Genomic DNA, 17859 nt, shown 5'->3' with positions numbered 1-17859 from the left:
ATGATTGTAGTTACTCACGTATGGGGTAGATTTTTCTACGAATATTTCTCCTAATCTCTGCTCATAACTCCGGTTATTAATTCGCTCCCACAACCGCATGCGGCACATATGGCTCTTCCAAAAATGCTACATCTTCCCCACTCAACTTTACCTTCAATGCTCTAGCAGCGTCCTCTAAATGCGATATTTTCGTAGCTCCAATGATCGGGGCACTGACCGGGTTCTTTTGCAGAATCCAGGCTGTTGCAATCTGAGCGCGGGATACGCCATAGCGATTGGCTAGCTCGGCCACGCGTTCGATAATCGTACGATCAGTATCCATAGTCGCATCGTATTTGGACTTTTGTACGTTGTCCGTTTCAGAGCGAAGTGTCGTGGCATCCAAATCACGTGTTAAGCGTCCCGAAGCAAGCGGACTGTATGGAATAACACCGATCTTCTGATCCATGCACAGTGGCAGCATTTCGCGCTCTTCCTCACGATAGAGCAGGTTTAGATGGTTTTGCATAGAGACAAAGCGTGTCCAATTATTCTTCTCTGCCACATGAAGTGCCTTCTGGAACTGCCATGCGTACATCGCAGAAGCACCGATATAGCGCACCTTGCCCATTTTCACCAGATCATGCATCGCTTCCATTGTTTCTTCGATCGGTGTCTCATAGTCCCAGCGGTGAATCTGATACAGATCGACATAGTCGGTGCCCAGGCGCTGGAGGCTTTTATCGATCTCACTCATGATCGTTTTGCGTGACAGGCCTGCACCATTCGGCCCTTCGTGCATGCGGCTGAATACCTTAGTAGCAATAACAACCTCATCACGATTCGCATATTCCTTCAGTGCACGGCCGACATACTCCTCACTTGTCCCCATGGAATAGATATTAGCTGTATCGAAGAAATTAATGCCTAGCTCCAGCGCATGCTTGATAACTTTACGGCTATCCTCTTCATTTAGTACCCATTCATGTACCCAGCGACTAGCATCGCCAAATCCCATACATCCCAGACAAATACGGGAGATGTCCAGACCTGTGTGTCCTAGCTTTGTATATTCCATCGTATCGATTGCTCCCTTCATAATTAGCGAGATGAAGTGTGAAAATAGGTTTGTACACGATGCAACGATGATCTGCGATAATTCTGTACCGCATGCTTTTGCATAAGTCGGTGTAGCGATTCCTCATATAGCACGCGGAATGTTGGTTCTGATTCGTGCTTGATCAAGGTATTCAGGCGACGGATCAACGCGAGCTCAAAATAACGTATCCATTGATGCATAAGCACAGCTACGTAACCGTATTTAGGATCACTTGTTATGTTTGATATACATAAATGCCGATAACAAAATAATCATTCATCCTATCATTCGATACGTAGCCGTCTTCACCTCCCTTATCCTGTAATAGCATCCGTAGCTATACAGATGCAGTAGCTATAAATATAGTATGCTTGTAAACAAGATCAGGGAGGTATCTCATTCATATTGAATGATTGCCTAATTCTATCATGTCCATTTTCAGAGTAATAATGGGCAAGGTATAATCAATTACAGTCCATATCGCGTACATCTACTTGCCTTCTAGCGAGCATGTACTCGTATAAATAGAACGATTCCAAAGGAGAATGCCTATGTCTGAGCACATCTACACCCAGCATCATGAGCTGGCTGCCCTCATCCTGCACCATTGCCCGGAGGAAGGCGTATTCCAAACGGCCATTCCTTCCTTATTCTTAATTCATCACCGTGAAATGACTGACAAAGCGTATCAGGTATATAAGCCCTGCTTCTGCTGCATTGCGAGTGGAGCTAAGGATATTTTTCTAGCAAATGAGCACCTGTCGTACGGACCCAGTAATTATTTGATCGCTTCGATGAACCTTCCTGTCGTAGGTCAGGTCGTACAAGCCTCTCAAGCAGAACCGTATCTCAGCTTTAAGCTGGAATTTTCGCAAACTCAGATTCTTGAAGTCTTAAATGAAACCGATCTAACGCAGCCCACGCGTGAAACTGCCCGGCGCGCACTGTTTGTCGGTCAGACCGAGTCTACGCTCCTGGATGCGGTTATACGCTTGACCAGGCTACTCGATCAGCCAAAAGATATTTCTTTTCTAGCCCCCTTATTTGTAAAGGAAATTCTGTACAAGCTACTGCAAGGTGGCTTTGGCTCGATGCTGGCACAAATTGCGCTGGAAGGTAGTACTTCCTACCGTATCCGCGAAGTGATTGAGCAGATTACACGTCATTATGAGCAGCCGCTTCGTGTGGACGAGCTTGCCGAAATGGCGAGTATGAGCGTCTCATCCTTTCATCGCAACTTCAAAGAAGTCACTGCGATGAGTCCTCTACAATTCCAAAAGCAGGTTCGCTTGCAGGAAGCACGCCGCATACTGCTATCTGAGTCGGCAGATGCTGCGGATGTCGCTTTCCGTGTCGGCTATGAGAGTGCTTCGCAATTCAGCCGTGAATATGCGCGGATGTTTGGCGCTCCACCGCGTGCAGATATTAAGCAGCTCAAGCAGAAGTACGGTAATATATTGAATGTGAATGCGTGATATAAACGTGTGAATGGACGAAGCCCCTATGTATCTAGCATAGGGGCTTTTACTTCAAGTTCTATTTTATTTATACGTGCCTGGCTAACTGCTATACATCCTGTGATCGCTTTGTATCAATATTTTAGCCAAGATACATCCTATATTCGTACGCTGTAATGCCATACACACTTTTAAAATGCTTATTCAAATGCGTGAGGTCTGTGAACCCGCATTCGGTTACGGCTGCGTACACATCCTTCTTTTGCTCAATAAGATGCTTGGCGTGTTCAATTTTACGATTTAAAAAGTACTGATAGGGCGAAATTCCAGTTTGTGCCTTGAACATGCGAATGAATTGGAATTTGGATAACTCCAGCTCCCGACCAATCTCATCTAGCTTCATTACACCGCCTAGATCCGCATGCAGCATCTCCTTCGCTTTGCGAATCAAGCCCGGGTCCTGGGTAGGACTTGATGTGAGATCGTTATGCACGAGGCTATCTGCTAGCGCGACGAGGCGCTCCGTACATAGTGCATCATCACCACTCTTCGTCATCGCTTGAGATAATTCAAGAATACGTCGATTGAGCAGGGGATCATACACAACCGGTGATAAGAAACGAAGCCAATCCTTTTGCCCGGCTGCTTCGGTCAGCATATCCGGGTCGACATAGAGCATCACATAATCGAGCCCTTCCCTGCCATTGGCCATACCATCATGCGCCTGCTCCGGGTTGAACATCATGACACCGCTAGAATGAGATAAATGCAGACTTCCATCCATCGTAAAGCGCTGGATTCCACGTAGTGTCACCCCAAATGAATACTCCTGATGCGAATGCCGCTTGTACGTAAAATCCTGAATACTGGCAGACAGCATTGTGATGCCTGCTGCTTTTTTATATTGAAAGCGTTCGGTTGGATTCATGCTGTCGTCCTCCTTATACCCACATCATTACCGCTGCATAGACGAGAAATGCTGTCATGACCAGATTGGTAATACGTTGATTCCGTTGCAAAAACGTTTTGAAAATTGTACCAAACATCACCCACGTTGTATAGGCGAGGAATCCGATCAGAGTGATGCCAAACACACCTGCTAATAATGCAGGTACAGCTGAATAATACGGCATAATAAAAGTTGGAATAACGGTCATCGTGAACATAATCACCTTCGGATTCACAAACTGGGTAATAAAGCCGGAGCGGAACGTACCAAGTCCTGTTGTAGTAGGCGCGTCTTTATTGCCAGATGCGGGCTTACTTTTACGAGAAATCTGATATGCCAGATACAGCATATACAGACTACCTACAATCTGCATCCCCAGCATAATACGAGGCAAAATAGCTGCCAGCATACTATTAAGCGTTGCCGATGCCGCCAGCAGCAAACCAAAGGCTACAGTCGCTCCATACGTATACCGAAGCGCCTGCGCCGTGCCCTCCTTGTTGGTGATGGATAGAATAAGGATATTACTCGGCCCCGGTGTAAATGTAACAATACAGCAGTACAAAATAAAAGACAGCATACTCATATACAAACCCCTTTCCGGTGTAGCTCGTTGTTTGTATATCAATATAACTGTCTGGTGAGGATTGCTATAGTATATTATTGCAGGGTTCGAGGATAGCGGCTGATAGATGAATAGTAAAGTAAAAATATATTGTAGAAAGTAGATTGCAGAGAAGGAGAAGATATTCAGCTAGTAGTATATTTCTGTGCTCTAAGACTTTTTAATAACATACTAATAAATGCACATCCTAATCCAAATAAAGTTAGCGCATCACCCGCAGTATTTACCGTTTTTATTGGGATGCTTGGATTAATATGCGGTAGAACAAATATAGAAAAGACAGCGGCAGCGATAAGCATACACTCCAACATGACGAAAAAGAAATACATTAATCGCTTACTTTTTTGACCGTAGCACTCCCAAATAAAATTAATCAAATCTGCTATAACCAATAAAGTACCGGCAATCGCAAAATAAAGCATCCATTTTCCAGTTAGACTTGCAATAGATGTTATTCGCAGTACAGCCAAGATAATGAAACATACTGCCGCAACACCTACTACGACATATACTCCTCTATTCATTTTGTACCTCCTATGTAAAATAATTCTATATATAGCATATCATCTTTTTTCTAATAAAATAACAAAAACCTCGAATGTGCTTTATACACATCCGAGGTTTTGTAATCATAACGACTAGCTATATTTAAAAGCTTATCTTCTTACTCCGACAGCTTATCCAGCGTTTCAAAATCCTCATCGCTCAATTGCAGATGCGCCGCCTCAATATTTTCATCCAAATGCGATACGGTAGATGTACCTGGAATTGGTAGGATCACTGGCGAGCGGCGTAGTAGCCAAGCCAGTGCAACCTGAGCAGGCTTCGCATCGAGGCGCTTGGAGATTTCATCCAATGGGCCGCCCTCGCGAGCGAGCTTACCAGTTGCCAATGGGAACCATGGAATAAACGCAATATCATGCTTCTCTGCTTCCTCTAGTAAGTCCTCAGCCTTGCGTGTGGACAGATTGTATAGATTCTGCACAGAAGCAATTTTAGTAATTTTGCTAGCTTCATGTAATTCCTCTACGCTCACTTCGCTCAAGCCAATATGACGAATTTTGCCTTCCTGACGCAGCTTCTCCAGCTCACCCAGCTGATCTTCCAACGGCACCTTCGGATCGATCCGGTGTAGCTGGAATAGATCAATACGCTCCAGACCCAGATGACGCAGGCTTAGCTCAGCTTGTTGACGTAAGTATTCTGGACGACCCACTGGACGCCAATCGTTCGGACCGGAGCGAGTTAGACCTGCTTTTGTCGCAATTACTAGATCATCCTTATAGGGGTGTAATGCCTTGCGAATAAGCTGTTCTGCCACGAATGGGCCATAGGAATCTGCGGTATCGATAAAATTCACACCTAGCTCAACGGCACGCTGCAAGACACGCACAGCTTCATCCGGGTCCTTCGGATCGCCCCAAACGCCTTTACCTGTAAGCTGCATACTTCCATAGCAAAGACGATTAACCTTTAGGTCGCCGCCAATCGTAAACGTACCTGATGCTGCGGCATTCAGATTTTCGGTTGTCATATGAAATGCTCCCTTCGTTGGTGAAAGTCAGTTTAAGCTACCTAGCGAAATAACGATGATACGTGGACTGTGCTGAATCTATACACACTAAGAGCGGAATGAGAGTCTCTTCCGCATGATTCAGCACAGTCTCAAGGATGAATAGTCGTTCTATGCGGCTCATTCTATCCCACTTGTATATCCTTTTATCCACTTACCCGTAATCGAAGCTTTTTATACATTATCGCGATATAATTTTAAACAATCTTTATTTATATACATAATTATAATTATGTAAAATAATGATAAATTGATTATTATATATTCGTTGTTAGAATACTTGTTCTATTACTTTTGTATTATTTTTTATATCGCTATAATGACTGGCTTTTATCATTTATTTTATACGTTTTTATATTATTTCTTCTTATTCCCTTGTCTTATTTCTGCTCACGCACGTTTACTTTTTACTTACTTTGCACCTATTTCACACATCCTTTTTATAAAATTACTATACGCATTTGCGTAAAATTCTAAAAGTGCAGATTCGAGACAGATACTTTCCAATCTCAAACCTGCACTTTTGGAATACGATAAACGAAACTCTTTAAAACTACTAGTGGTATGCTACCTATGCGCACAATTATCAGAATAATTACTCCTACTCTTCCATACCTCTTACAAATACTCCGCCAAAATCACATCCGTCTGATATGGTGTAATACCTTGTTCTAACGCAAATACAGTATCTGCATCTTCGATGCGATGTACAATCTTCCCTCTTGCCTCTGCGTGCAAGGTGAACAGCTCTGACAGCATCGGTCGACGTAGATCGGTAAAGGCATGCCCCAGCATTTGTAAACCTGTCATATTATCTGCTGCTGTTATGCGGAAGCTACGATTACGTACGATCGCATCCATCCAAATGATCTCACGCGTGTGCAAATCAACTGCAAACGGAACCGCTTGCTGTGCCTCTACCGTCAGATCAAACTTCGCCTGTACAGTCGCTGGATCAAAAATCTCTCCTGCACGCTCATCGTGGCGTATCATAAAGCCAGCAAAGCACTCTGGCAGCTCCGCAATAGCCTGTCCCGTAAAACAAGCAATCTGCACAAGAACATAACGAGCCTGTGTATGCTTCTTTACTTGAGAAAGGTACAGATCGATAAATTCAGAAGCACCTTCAGGCGCATCGACAATATCACCACTATGCACGCCATATTTCCCCTGTAAATTGTAAAACGCTAATGTATCAAGATGCTGCCATTCCTGATCAAGCAGCACCGCAGACAGATCAATATCGACACGGCTACGATGCTCATCCTCCATATTTTTCCACCAGCAAAATAAACGGACAGTGTCCCCCACTGGCAGGGGTACACGGCTTCCACGAGGCAAGGCGCGTAATGCTCGGCTAGCAGAACGCTGCGACCACGGCACTGGAATCTGCTGTAACTGTGGATCGATATATACGGAACCGAGCGCTGAACGCTCAGCGAATCGACGCTTCAGCTCTCTTTGAATCGTCTTCACAATCTCTATAGTGATCGATTTTTTTAAAACGGGTAAGCGATCTGGAATTGCGACCACCTTGCCTGTATTTCCTTTTGGAAAAAAGACACGATATTGTCTACGCTTCTGGCGATGCTTGAAATGTGCCAGCATTTGCAGCAGTAAAGGCACAGCCATGTCTTCGATATGAAGCTGGAACTGCTCCATAATCAGCTTACTATGCTTCGGCTGCGAACGCAGCAGTGCATCCAGTCGACGCGCCAGTTCTCCCGGACGTGTGCCAAGCTTAGCAATTACAGCTGGATCACGCTCCTTCATTCCCTGATCCAGCTCTGTTCGCATTGTTGGAATCGATCGTTCACGGCGCAGTGCAGTAAACGCGTCAAAAGCATGTGGATAACGAGCTCGCATCTCGCCTGGATGCAGCAACTCTCCCAGCCGTTTCCACTGCTCACGATACAGCACCATATCCTCAAGCGGATTCACCACGCGCTCCAGCAGTCCTAATATTAATCGACGCTCTACTCGGCGAAACTTACGGAAATGATAAGCGTTTCGCGGATGATCTGCTTGCTCTGCGGATAGAGGTGTATGCATGCCCTGATTGAGATTATATACATTAGTCAGGCGATTACGTAGCTGAGGCAATTTTTTCGCCCAAGCCAGGTCTGTCGGCAGTCCGGACAAACCTGCGGCTAAACGCAACACATCAGTTGCTGTACGAAAATATACACTTAATCGCTGTCCATCTGCACGTCCTGCTTCTAATAGCACGGAAGCGATAAATGCCACATTTTCTTTATAAGGAATCTGTTCAGGTAACAGCCATTCTACGTTTTTAACCATCCATAAGCCTGTAGCAAGATCATCTTTATCCTGATTAGATAATGAACCATTCGCTGCTGCTAGATTACGCAGCATTTCAATACAGGTATCTTCTGTCGCAAGACCAATCGGTTGTAGATGCGCCGTTCTTTCCGCAGGTGGGCGCAGCATTGTATCATATTCGGGACGAATACCGAAGCGATAATGCAGGAGTGCATTGATCCATAGCTCTGCGGCAGAAGCTTCCATGACCTGCTCTGGAAAATTAGGATACATCGGCTCGTACTGTACATGATCTCCAACCATCTGAGATAACACAGGAACCATTTGTTGATACAGCTCTGCTATCATGTCGACAGATAGCTTGCGACACTGCTCAATCAATTCAGGTGCAAAGGTATAGCCAAGCTGCTCGATATTTTGTAGCAACGAAGCAAGTGCTTGATCGACAGCGATGATCTGCTCAGACATATGTACTTGATCGCTCAGCTCATCGCTTTCAGATGCTTGAGCCTGGCCATTTTTCATTGTATAAGGGAGCACGACTTTTCCTAAACGACGCAGCAAAATAGGATTCATCCATTGTGCAGGACACTGCTCATTTCTATCTTTTTCGAATAGATCATGCTCGCTTGTATGTTGCTTGGGTACGGATATCGATGGGTTCTGCTCTTGCTGAGATGGATGATCGGCTCTGGAATGTGCAGAAATATTAGAAGTATGCTCGACTGAGCTATTATTATGCTGTGTATTCATCGTAAAACCTCCTGAATAACAAAACAGCTGCAGGAGAGCAGGAACACTAGGGATTCGGGATAAAGGCTAAGTAAGAAGGAAGTGTTCACAATAGCCTGCAGCTATTCCTGTGTATGGGGTTGTTGCTTTCTATGACTTTAGATTACAGCATGCTGGACGTTCTCAACAGGGCACAAGTATGGCGAATATCGAAAGTGAGCCATTAGTTTAAAATAGCAAAAATTGCATCTATTTAAATTTTGCATATAATAAATGAGTAAGTGTTCATTCATAACTTAATGTCACTTTGTCAGTTAGTAGAGGTTCGAAAACATACTTTAAAAACGAGGAGTGGGCAATATGGTACAAACACGAGTACTCAGTGCATCACATGCAAAGGCACCTTTTGAAAAGACAACGATTGAGCGTAGAGAGCTACGTCCGCATGATATTTTGATCGATATCAAATTCAGCGGCATTTGCCATTCTGATATTCATAGCGCGTATGATGAATGGGGCGGCGGCATTTTCCCAATGGTACCGGGGCATGAGATTGCAGGTATTGTTGAAGCTGTAGGTAGCGACGTAACCAAGTTCGCTGTAGGCGATCGTGTAGGCGTAGGCTGCTTCGTAGATTCCTGTGGGGAATGCGAATACTGTCAGCGTGGAGATGAGCAGTATTGCACCAAAGGCGTTGTACAAACGTATAACTCGCGTGAATATGACGGTACCCCTACCTATGGCGGGTATAGCCAGAAGATTGTCGTGACAGATCGCTTTGTTGTGAGTATTCCCGACAAGCTGGAAATGGATGTAGCCAGTCCACTACTATGTGCGGGTATCACGACATACTCACCACTCAAGCACTGGAATATCGGGCCGGGTAAAAAGGTAGCCGTGATCGGTGTTGGTGGTCTGGGTCACCTGGCGCTGCAATTTGCTCGTGCACTGGGAGCAGAAGTAACAGCACTCAGCCGTTCAGCAAGCAAAAAAGATGAAGCGCTGGAGCTGGGCGCACACCACTACTATTCCACTGAGGAAGCAGATACGTTTAAAGAACTAGCAGGTCAATTCGACCTGATTCTGAATACGGTATCGGCAAACCTGAATGTGGATGCATATCTGTCTCTGCTGCGTGTAGACGGTACGCTGGTCAATGTAGGTGCTCCGGCTGAAGCGGATCAATATCATGTATTCTCGCTCATCATGGGTCGCCGTAGTATTGCTGGCTCACTCGTTGGTGGCATTGCCGAAACACAGGAAATGCTGGACTTCGCTGCTGAGCACGGCATCGCACCGAAGATCGAAGTGATCCATGCTCACCAGGTGGATGAAGCGTACGAGCGTGTATTGAAGAGTGATGTACGTTACCGCTTCGTTATTGATATCGCTACACTGGATTAAGCGCGGGCTTGTCAATATGAAGTGATCGTTTTCATCTGAAAAGGATGTTTATGCTGTATAGCTTAGCTATGACTGCATACAGTACTTTTCGCAAGCTGTCTCCAGCGTATAGAATCGCACGACATCTATCGTTGTGTTACTTGCATAATGATACAGCCTATGACTGCATAGCTTGTATCTACAGTCAAAAAAGCAGCTTCTCACCTGAGATTTATGAGGTGAAGAAGCTGCTTTTTATCGTTTTATCATTACGTATAGCATGACACGAACGCCAGCAATTAATAATCATTTATGATCATTAGACTTATACACGGATCATGATTAAAAATAAATCATTTATTGTATAAGCTTCACTAGCTCAGTGCATAGAGCTCTGCTATGATCTCCCCCACATCCATCACACTTGTCCACCATCCAGCTCGTAACGCGCCATTCGTTCCTTTTCCTCTTTCATCTGAGCGTCGATGCGGCTGCGCATTTTTTGTAACACCAGTGCGAGCACCTCACGTCGTTCACCCAGATCGATCAGCATCTGACGTATACTTTCTCGCTCTGTCGTATGTGAAGCATCGTCCTTACGATAACGGGTGAGCACATCGGATACACGAACAATCTCCTCCTGTAGCTCGTGCAAATAATTTGTTACGACCTCTAACGACTCCATATACACCTCACTTGCATAGCCGCGAAGCGGTGAACGCAAAAATCGCTCCACATGCTCTCCTTGCACAAGTACAGGTGTGAATACCGGATTGCCCATAAGCATCTGTAGGCTGTCTAGCTGTAGCTCAACAGGCATCCGATCGATACTAATCGCTTCGTTATGATCCACCATCTGTCGCAGTCGATGTTGCAGCGCAGTTGGGTCTGATGGAAGTTGTTCCACTTCGCTTTTTCGTACAAAATAGATCATCTTTCTTCTTCCTCCGATCTTTACGTTGAGCAGCCACAACGACCTTCGACTACGACTTAGACTTTGAATATATAGGCTCGGCCCTCATAATATTTAATTCTTAAATCGATTAAGTTAAGTTTCTTAGTTATATTTTCGACCTGTTAACCGTAAATTCCTGTTTTTAGAATATGAAGCGTTCATTTTTATTCATCTAACAACCAATAAAAGTCGTAAATCATCTATTCATAAGAATGACGCTATATTTATTCAGTAGATTAACGCTTTCCATGTCTCTTATCATTAATATCGTCTATTTCTCCTATATCTACCCGATTTTTGTTTAAATTTCACATCGGTTGAACGGTTTTTTCTATTTTGTATTCTTATCGGTTGTAGAAAATGTATCTCGAATCCACATCGTTGATAGATTCGGAAAGCCGAACGAATCCAGATGTAGTCCACTCAAGCTCCGGTTAAAATACGCTCGCTGGTTAATGTGGTTGCCAAGCAGTAGCCAGTGCTCCTCCTGTAGCTTACGCTCCATTTGATCTAAAATATGTTCGCGCTCGGCACGTTCATGACGCATCACATCATACAGCATGGTATGAAGCACCTGAAGCTGCTCTTTATCTAACAGACAGTGTAGATGATTGACCTCATTAGAGAAAAAGTTAATCAAATCCCATTCCCAGTCATCCTCCAGCACCTCAACCGCCAGCACAATATGCCCTCCGGTTAAAAGCCGATCCTCCTGCGCCTCCAGCTCCAAATGAAGACCAATCGCTGCTGCACGTTGCTGTATCCATTCCGCTTCCAACCGATCTTCCCTTTTGTAGGTAAAGCTTAGTACGAGCGTCTCGCCATTATAGCTGCTTGCAGCGAGCTGCTCTCTGGCTTCCTCCAGACTGTGGCGTGCGAACGTTTGCTGTACGCTTTTCCACGGTAAAAAGCTGCCTGCTGGCGAGGTGCGATCCCCTTGCAGTTCTTCCTGCATCGTCTGACGATCATATAGCAGTCGTATGGCACGACGAAAATGAATATCATGCTGTACACCAGGCAGACGCATATTAAACAGCAAATATCGGCCGCCAAGTGCAGGCTGCGTTAACTGACGACTATTACTCTGCTCTGTCTCCTCCTCATCCGTTCCAGTTAACATACGATACGAACGAGGCGATCCTCCTTGTTGCGGTAAAAACCATACATCTACACGATCCAGAATCGGACGATACCCATAATAGCCGTCAAAAGCAGTTAGCGACATTTTACTCGTATTTAATTCCGATACACGAAATGGCCCTGTGCCATTGATCGTAATTTCTTCTGCCTGCTCATGTGCCGGCACAATCGCCATATTAATATTGGAAAGAAGATGTAAGAACATCGTATTAGGACGTTTCAGTTGGAAAGTGAATGCATAATCATCATGTAGCTCCATGCTCCCTATATCCCGGTACAGCCAGCTGATATTTTCCCCTCTATGCTTAACTCGCTCTAATGTTGCAAGCACATCATGGGAAGTGAGCAGTCGACCATCATGAAACCGAATACCTTTACGCAAATAAAAAGTCCACGCCGTCCCATCATCGCTACATTCCCACAGATGAGCCAGCTTCGGTATAAATTGCTCTGTTTTCGAATCATAAGCGACCAGCGTATCAAAAATATGCCGCATCAGAAAAATTTCAAACGCACTGAACACAAGCACAGTATCCAGCTTTCCCAGTGGTCGATAACGAACCATACGCAGCACATCCTGTCTGCTGCTCTCTTCTCGCTCCTGATGCAAGCCGAGATAGATATTGATCCGCTGAGACAAGCGCTCTCGCACATGCTCATCACCCTCAAAGGCACTCACCAGATCAAGCGCTTCTTTTACCTTGTCTCGATGAAGTAAGTGCTGAATGCGTTCTTCAAGCATGTCTCCATTGGAGCATAGAAACTGCAAACGTGAACTGTTTCCTCGTCCCCGTCCGGGTTGCCATACGATCCATCCATGCGCTTCCAATCTGCGTATAATCAGCTTGACATTGCGTGGTGTACAGCATAACAGGTCTGCCAGCTCCGCAATCGTGACGCTACATGTAGAGCCTGACTCGTGCTCTTTGTTCAAGCGCTCATAGAGCTGCAAATATTGAATCATATCATGTTCCATAATGATATCCTTTCTGCAAGCTTTATCCTATATCTCCTTTGACCGATAAAGAGTCCATCATACTAGCACCTATAGCCTATGTTCATCAAAATCTCAACGATCTAATAGGAGAAAAATGAAAAGGGGAAGATCACATAAAAAAGTCTTCTCTTTTTCTTCTCCTTTTATCTTTTTACAATGATAACAACTTGATTGACGTTTTGTAAAATATAAGGAGTGTTCAACATGATTGCCAAAAATCTAGCCACCATCCACCCACTCGCCTGGACGATCATTGTCGGTACCATGTTCGGCAGGCTTGTCACTTCCATGAGCATTCCATTTCTCGCCATCTACTTGACCTCAGCACTGCATGTTCCTGCTACGCAGACCGGACTCATTATTGCAGGTAGTGCACTCGCTGGTGTACTGTTCAGCTTTTATGGCGGCTATATCTCTGACCGCATTGGACGCAAGCGCGTCATGCTCGTATCTGTATTTGGCTGGTCACTCGTCTTTTTCGGTTTTGCATCGGCGCAGTATGTATGGATGTTCTTTGTCGTCAATATACTGAACGGAATATGCCGCTCCACATTCGAGCCCGCTGCACGCGCGCTGCTCTCCGATACAACACCACCGGAACATCGCTTACTCGTCTTCAATATGCGGTATGCTGCGATTAATATCGGCGTGGTATTTGGCCCCTTGATCGGACTTCAGCTTGGCTCAGGTGCTTCGACGTTTCCGTTTTACATTACGGGTGCGGTGTACGTGCTGTATAGCTTTGTACTCGTCTTGCAATTCCGTTTGCATCCAATCGATAAGCTACAAAGCCATACTACGGATAATGTTGCCCGACCGAATATTCGGGAAGCATTACGGGTGACATCGTCTGACCGCATTTTCCTGCCTGTACTGATCGGTATGATCTTTTGCGTGCTTGGGTATGCGCATTTTGATTCCACGCTAGCCCAATTTCTAGCGATTACACCAGATCTCAGTAATGGTAGTAAAATATTTTCCTATATGCTTGCGATGAATGCGGTCGTTGTACTTATTGTTCAATATCCGCTAGTGCGTACAGCAAGACGTTTCCGTCCGATCGTTCCATTGATCATAGGAAATATCCTTGTGGCGCTGTCCTTGATGATCTTCGGTATGGCACATAACCTGGCTGTATTTATGATCGGTGTGTTCATCTTCACCGTGGGGGAAGTGCTCATGTTTACGATGACCGATATGCTGATCGACCATATTGCTCCTGCGGGATGGAAAGGTACGTATTTTGGCACAATGGGCTTTAACAATATTGGTACGATGGTTGCTCCAGTTGTTGGTGGTTTGCTTATTGATCGTGTAGCATTACAGGGTGGTATTCACGTATTCACACCGCTTGCTCTACTTACGCTGGTGGGTCTACCCTTCCTATTAATCGCTCATCGTCGCTTGACGATTCGTGATCAGCAGGCAGAAGCTGATGCGGCTGAGCGGAATATGGTTGTGGAAAAAGCTGTTGGAGGTTAATGGAGCTTTTCGTTTAGCTAGGTTGCTGGGTGAATATTAGCGTGAATTGAGTGTCGTGCTTGGGAAGCATTAGAACAGAAATTTAGAAGAATTTGGGCGTTGGAGAAGTGACTTATGCTTTTTGATATACACCACTTCGGGAAGGAATAAGGGGACGGACTCGGGTGGAGCCGCGGGAATCTTTTGGAATGGGGAAAGAATGAAGATTCCCGCCCCTCCAAAGGAGTCCTTTCCCCTTATTTCCTTCCCTTCGTTCTGTACGGGTCGCATCATATAGAATAGAACAAAACTATAAACCTATACACAAAATAAAGCGCCATTATTATGTTTATAGCGAATTTTTTCACGATAATTTTAGATGGATATATGTATACCTATTGACCACTTACAGGATTAGCAATCTACTGGTACCGGATCTAATAAAAAATGATTTTGGAAAAGTTAACTATGTTCCATTGTTCACCACTTATTAACTATTATTCTTTCAAAATTAATTTCCCTCTAAATAACATCGTTCGCCTAACTACGCCTGTCTATTTCCATTATGTAGTTTATCCCTTCAAGCAGTCTATTCTTTGATTTTCGAGTATATATTGAGAATATGGTCAACTTGATAAGTGCTCTTATTAGCATAATAAATCTATAACTTGTGTCGATACAAACCTCTTGTTGATCACGAATATACTAAGGTGCTGAAAATATAATACACATATCTACGACCATACATGTATTCTCAATGTACTAATTATATGTTGATACTATGTTTATATTGTAGTATTTCGAGTTATTAAATAGAGGTCTGCCATTTACCTTGGCATTGTATGATCACCATACAATATATTGCATCTATTATTGATTTAGAAGTTAGTTTTTAATGTTTTGAATTAATGAATGATGTAGTAAGCCCATAACGGAGACAGGGAAGTAAGGGTACGGACAACTTATTGTGCTAGTGCTTTCTTGGCACGTGGTTCAACCAAAAGTAAAATGATTTTTGGGAAGTAAATGTCTTACTAACATCATATTAGCCTCAATTTCGCAATGAACATTCGCACCCATCCATTATTTTTCACACGATTTGCTGGATTTTCTATTCTATTAGGTATATATTTATCTTGATGTGGAATCAATGTTTAGGCATATTTTCACAAATATTCCTATACCTTTGTGAAAATCGTTATAAAGTTTTCACAAATTCATGGCGTAATTTTAAAAAACGTCATTTACATCGCGTGTTTATACCTTATAAATGGTATGATGGACACATATCAAATACTGAAACGGGTGACATATATAGAGATGAAAAATCAAACTGGTCAAGCTGTACCTATGCAGGCGAATTCGTTTACTGCCATCTTCTTTGCGACCATCAAAACGGGGATCATCAAATCTAACCTGATTGCGATGTTTGCCGGATTGAGCATGGCTATTTATGTGTTTAATTTATCTTTTTTTGAGCATATCGGTGCGATCATTTTAGCATTTGTGGGCTCCTCGCTCGTCATCGGCTCTGCTGGGGCGTTCAATAATCTATATGATCGTGATATCGATGCGATTATGGAACGAACCAAAACACGTCCAACGGTAACAGGTAAAATGGACGCGCCGAACGGTCTAGCAATCGGTACAACTATGGCACTGATCGGGATTGCTTTACTGTACATGAGTTCTCCGATGGCTGCACTGTTTGGCTTCCTTGGATTGTTCCTGTATGTCGTGCCTTACACTATGTGGACGAAGCGCACAACGATCTATAATACTGAGGTAGGTAGCCTATCTGGTGCAGTTCCTCCATTGATCGGGTGGGCAGCGGTATCCAGCGATCTTGGACACTGGGAAATCTGGGCACTGGTTGTAACGATGTTGCTGTGGCAAATGCCTCACTTTTACGCGATTGCGATTCGTCGCTTCGATGAGTACAAAGCAGCAAGCGTGCCAATGCTTCCAGTCGTTAAAGGTCTGAAACGCACGTATGCACAAACGAACTTCTATCTCGTACTGCTCGTACTATCGAGTCTGATGTTCTGGCCACTTAGCCCGTACATTGCAGGCGTTGCCTTCCTGCTCAGCCTGTCCTGGCTCGTATTCAGCTTCCGTAGCTACAGCAAAGCAGGCACTGAAGCAGACGTGAATAGCTGGGCGAAGAAAATGTTCATTTTCTCCTTGAATCATATTACACTGCTGTTCCTGATTATCATCGCCTTCTCACTGATCGCACAGTGGTTGAGATAATCATTTTAAAAATGTAGCCTATTCGATCCCCTTCATTATCGAACGGAATCTATAATGTGCACGATATACTATAATGCATCTGGGCAATGAAAAAAGGTTCACCGAGCGCGGCGCTCAGTGAACCTTTTTTGTATAATTGTGCCTCCTATAATTTTGATCAACTTAGTAAGCAAATGCTTGAACATCTATTGGAACACTTAGCAGGAAGCCAAGCAGCATTCACGATAGGTATGTGCTGTACAGAGACCAGCTTAATGATATAGCCACATTTGAAGTAGCTGTGGATGCTTCTCTATATAGTCAAGCCATAACTGCACGAGCAGTACACGTTGCGTAGAGCTTATCTGCATCTCTTCTCTACTCATTAGCATCTGCCAGCGCATGTACTTAACCATAGGTGCAAGCGGCTGGTTACAGAGCCTGCTTTTTAGTTCATATGAACGAGTGATGCGCTTTAAAGCAAGATCCAACAGATGATTTGTAGATGAAGACAATAGAGACTGGAAGTTCGCAATATGGATAATTAAAGAGTCCCTTCTGAACGGGGGCACACTTATTCTCGCATCTTCTCCATCTTTTCCTCTGTAATTTCCAACATCTACCTGTTCCTTTATGGCGATTTGAAGCATCTCTAGCAGTAATTGACTGAGCCAGTATTCGAACCTGTCTTTGTGTTCGATTGAGTGATCCGCCTTAGTGGAGCAAGTTTCATCATTATTGTTACTGCTGCTTGCTACCAGATCCATCTGTTGCCGCTTCATAAGCGTCATGTACGATCGGATCAAAAGCTGCATTTTAGAGGATGTTGTGGGGTAGAATTCATCTGTATAGAGATGGAAAATCATTCGCTCGATTTCTTTAATCGATGATGGTGGTATTTCGTATTGTTTTACTTTGTGTTGATTTGCTGGGGATGATATGAAGGATTGATCGGATGTCTTCATGCTTTCACTCCCTCTGATTTGTAAATAAG

At 44.2% G+C, this 17859-nt stretch carries 13 protein-coding genes; 4 read left to right on the top strand and 9 right to left on the bottom strand.

From position 1 onward, the window contains the following. Positions 1-76: 76 nt before the first annotated feature. Positions 77-1057: an aldo/keto reductase gene (locus SK066_RS11415; protein ID WP_320544741.1), complete on the bottom strand. Its 981-nt coding sequence runs from the start codon at positions 1055-1057 to the stop codon at positions 77-79. Between the two features lie 572 nt (positions 1058-1629). Here SK066_RS11415 and SK066_RS11410 point away from each other — a divergent pair. Then, on the top strand, positions 1630-2553 hold the full coding sequence (locus tag SK066_RS11410; RefSeq protein ID WP_320544740.1) for an AraC family transcriptional regulator: 924 nt from the start codon (positions 1630-1632) through the stop codon (positions 2551-2553). 124 nt (positions 2554-2677) lie between these two features. On the opposite strand, the gene SK066_RS11405 is transcribed toward SK066_RS11410, so the two are convergent. The 5 genes from SK066_RS11405 to SK066_RS11385 all read right to left on the bottom strand — a co-directional run bounded on the left by SK066_RS11405 (position 2678) and on the right by SK066_RS11385 (position 8718). After that, a complete protein-coding gene (locus SK066_RS11405; protein WP_320544739.1) occupies positions 2678-3463 on the bottom strand; it encodes an AraC family transcriptional regulator in 786 nt (261 codons plus the stop codon). Positions 3464-3476: 13 nt separating this feature from the next. Continuing rightward, positions 3477-4070: a LysE family translocator gene (locus SK066_RS11400; protein ID WP_320544738.1), complete on the bottom strand. Its 594-nt coding sequence runs from the start codon at positions 4068-4070 to the stop codon at positions 3477-3479. A gap of 164 nt (positions 4071-4234) precedes the next feature. Next, entirely contained in the window at positions 4235-4633 is a 399-nt protein-coding gene (locus tag SK066_RS11395) for a hypothetical protein (RefSeq protein WP_320544737.1), read from the bottom strand. A gap of 140 nt (positions 4634-4773) precedes the next feature. Further along, positions 4774-5643, bottom strand: coding sequence for an aldo/keto reductase (locus tag SK066_RS11390; RefSeq protein WP_320544736.1), 870 nt, complete (start codon positions 5641-5643; stop codon positions 4774-4776). A 657-nt stretch (positions 5644-6300) separates the two neighbouring features. Continuing rightward, positions 6301-8718, bottom strand: a complete 2418-nt coding sequence (locus SK066_RS11385) for a TerD family protein (protein ID WP_320544735.1) — start codon at positions 8716-8718, stop codon at positions 6301-6303. A 330-nt stretch (positions 8719-9048) separates the two neighbouring features. On the opposite strand from SK066_RS11385, the gene SK066_RS11380 reads away from it, so the two are divergent. After that, on the top strand, positions 9049-10101 hold the full coding sequence (locus SK066_RS11380; protein ID WP_188777482.1) for an NAD(P)-dependent alcohol dehydrogenase: 1053 nt from the start codon (positions 9049-9051) through the stop codon (positions 10099-10101). Between the two features lie 397 nt (positions 10102-10498). Here the strand turns inward: SK066_RS11380 and SK066_RS11375 are convergent, their stop codons facing one another. After that, positions 10499-11014 (bottom strand): hypothetical protein, encoded by a 516-nt coding sequence (locus SK066_RS11375; RefSeq protein WP_188777484.1) that lies wholly within the window; start codon positions 11012-11014, stop codon positions 10499-10501. Between the two features lie 352 nt (positions 11015-11366). Continuing rightward, positions 11367-13151, bottom strand: coding sequence for an ABC transporter substrate-binding protein (locus SK066_RS11370; RefSeq protein WP_320544734.1), 1785 nt, complete (start codon positions 13149-13151; stop codon positions 11367-11369). 228 nt (positions 13152-13379) lie between these two features. Between SK066_RS11370 and SK066_RS11365 the strand changes: the two genes are divergently transcribed. Next, complete coding sequence (locus SK066_RS11365; protein ID WP_407673820.1) at positions 13380-14654, top strand: MDR family MFS transporter; 1275 nt, start codon at positions 13380-13382, stop codon at positions 14652-14654. Between the two features lie 1299 nt (positions 14655-15953). Next, positions 15954-16886, top strand: coding sequence for a heme o synthase (gene cyoE / locus SK066_RS11360; RefSeq protein ID WP_188777493.1), 933 nt, complete (start codon positions 15954-15956; stop codon positions 16884-16886). Between the two features lie 251 nt (positions 16887-17137). On the opposite strand, the gene SK066_RS11355 is transcribed toward cyoE, so the two are convergent. Then, positions 17138-17830 (bottom strand): hypothetical protein, encoded by a 693-nt coding sequence (locus SK066_RS11355; RefSeq protein WP_320544732.1) that lies wholly within the window; start codon positions 17828-17830, stop codon positions 17138-17140. Positions 17831-17859: the final 29 nt, after the last annotated feature.

This window comes from Paenibacillus hunanensis (assembly GCF_034055775.1).
Lineage (GTDB): Bacteria > Bacillota > Bacilli > Paenibacillales > Paenibacillaceae > Saccharibacillus > Saccharibacillus hunanensis.
The sequence above is the reverse complement of the archived record's forward strand: the minus strand, read 5'-3'. Positions and strand labels throughout refer to the sequence as shown.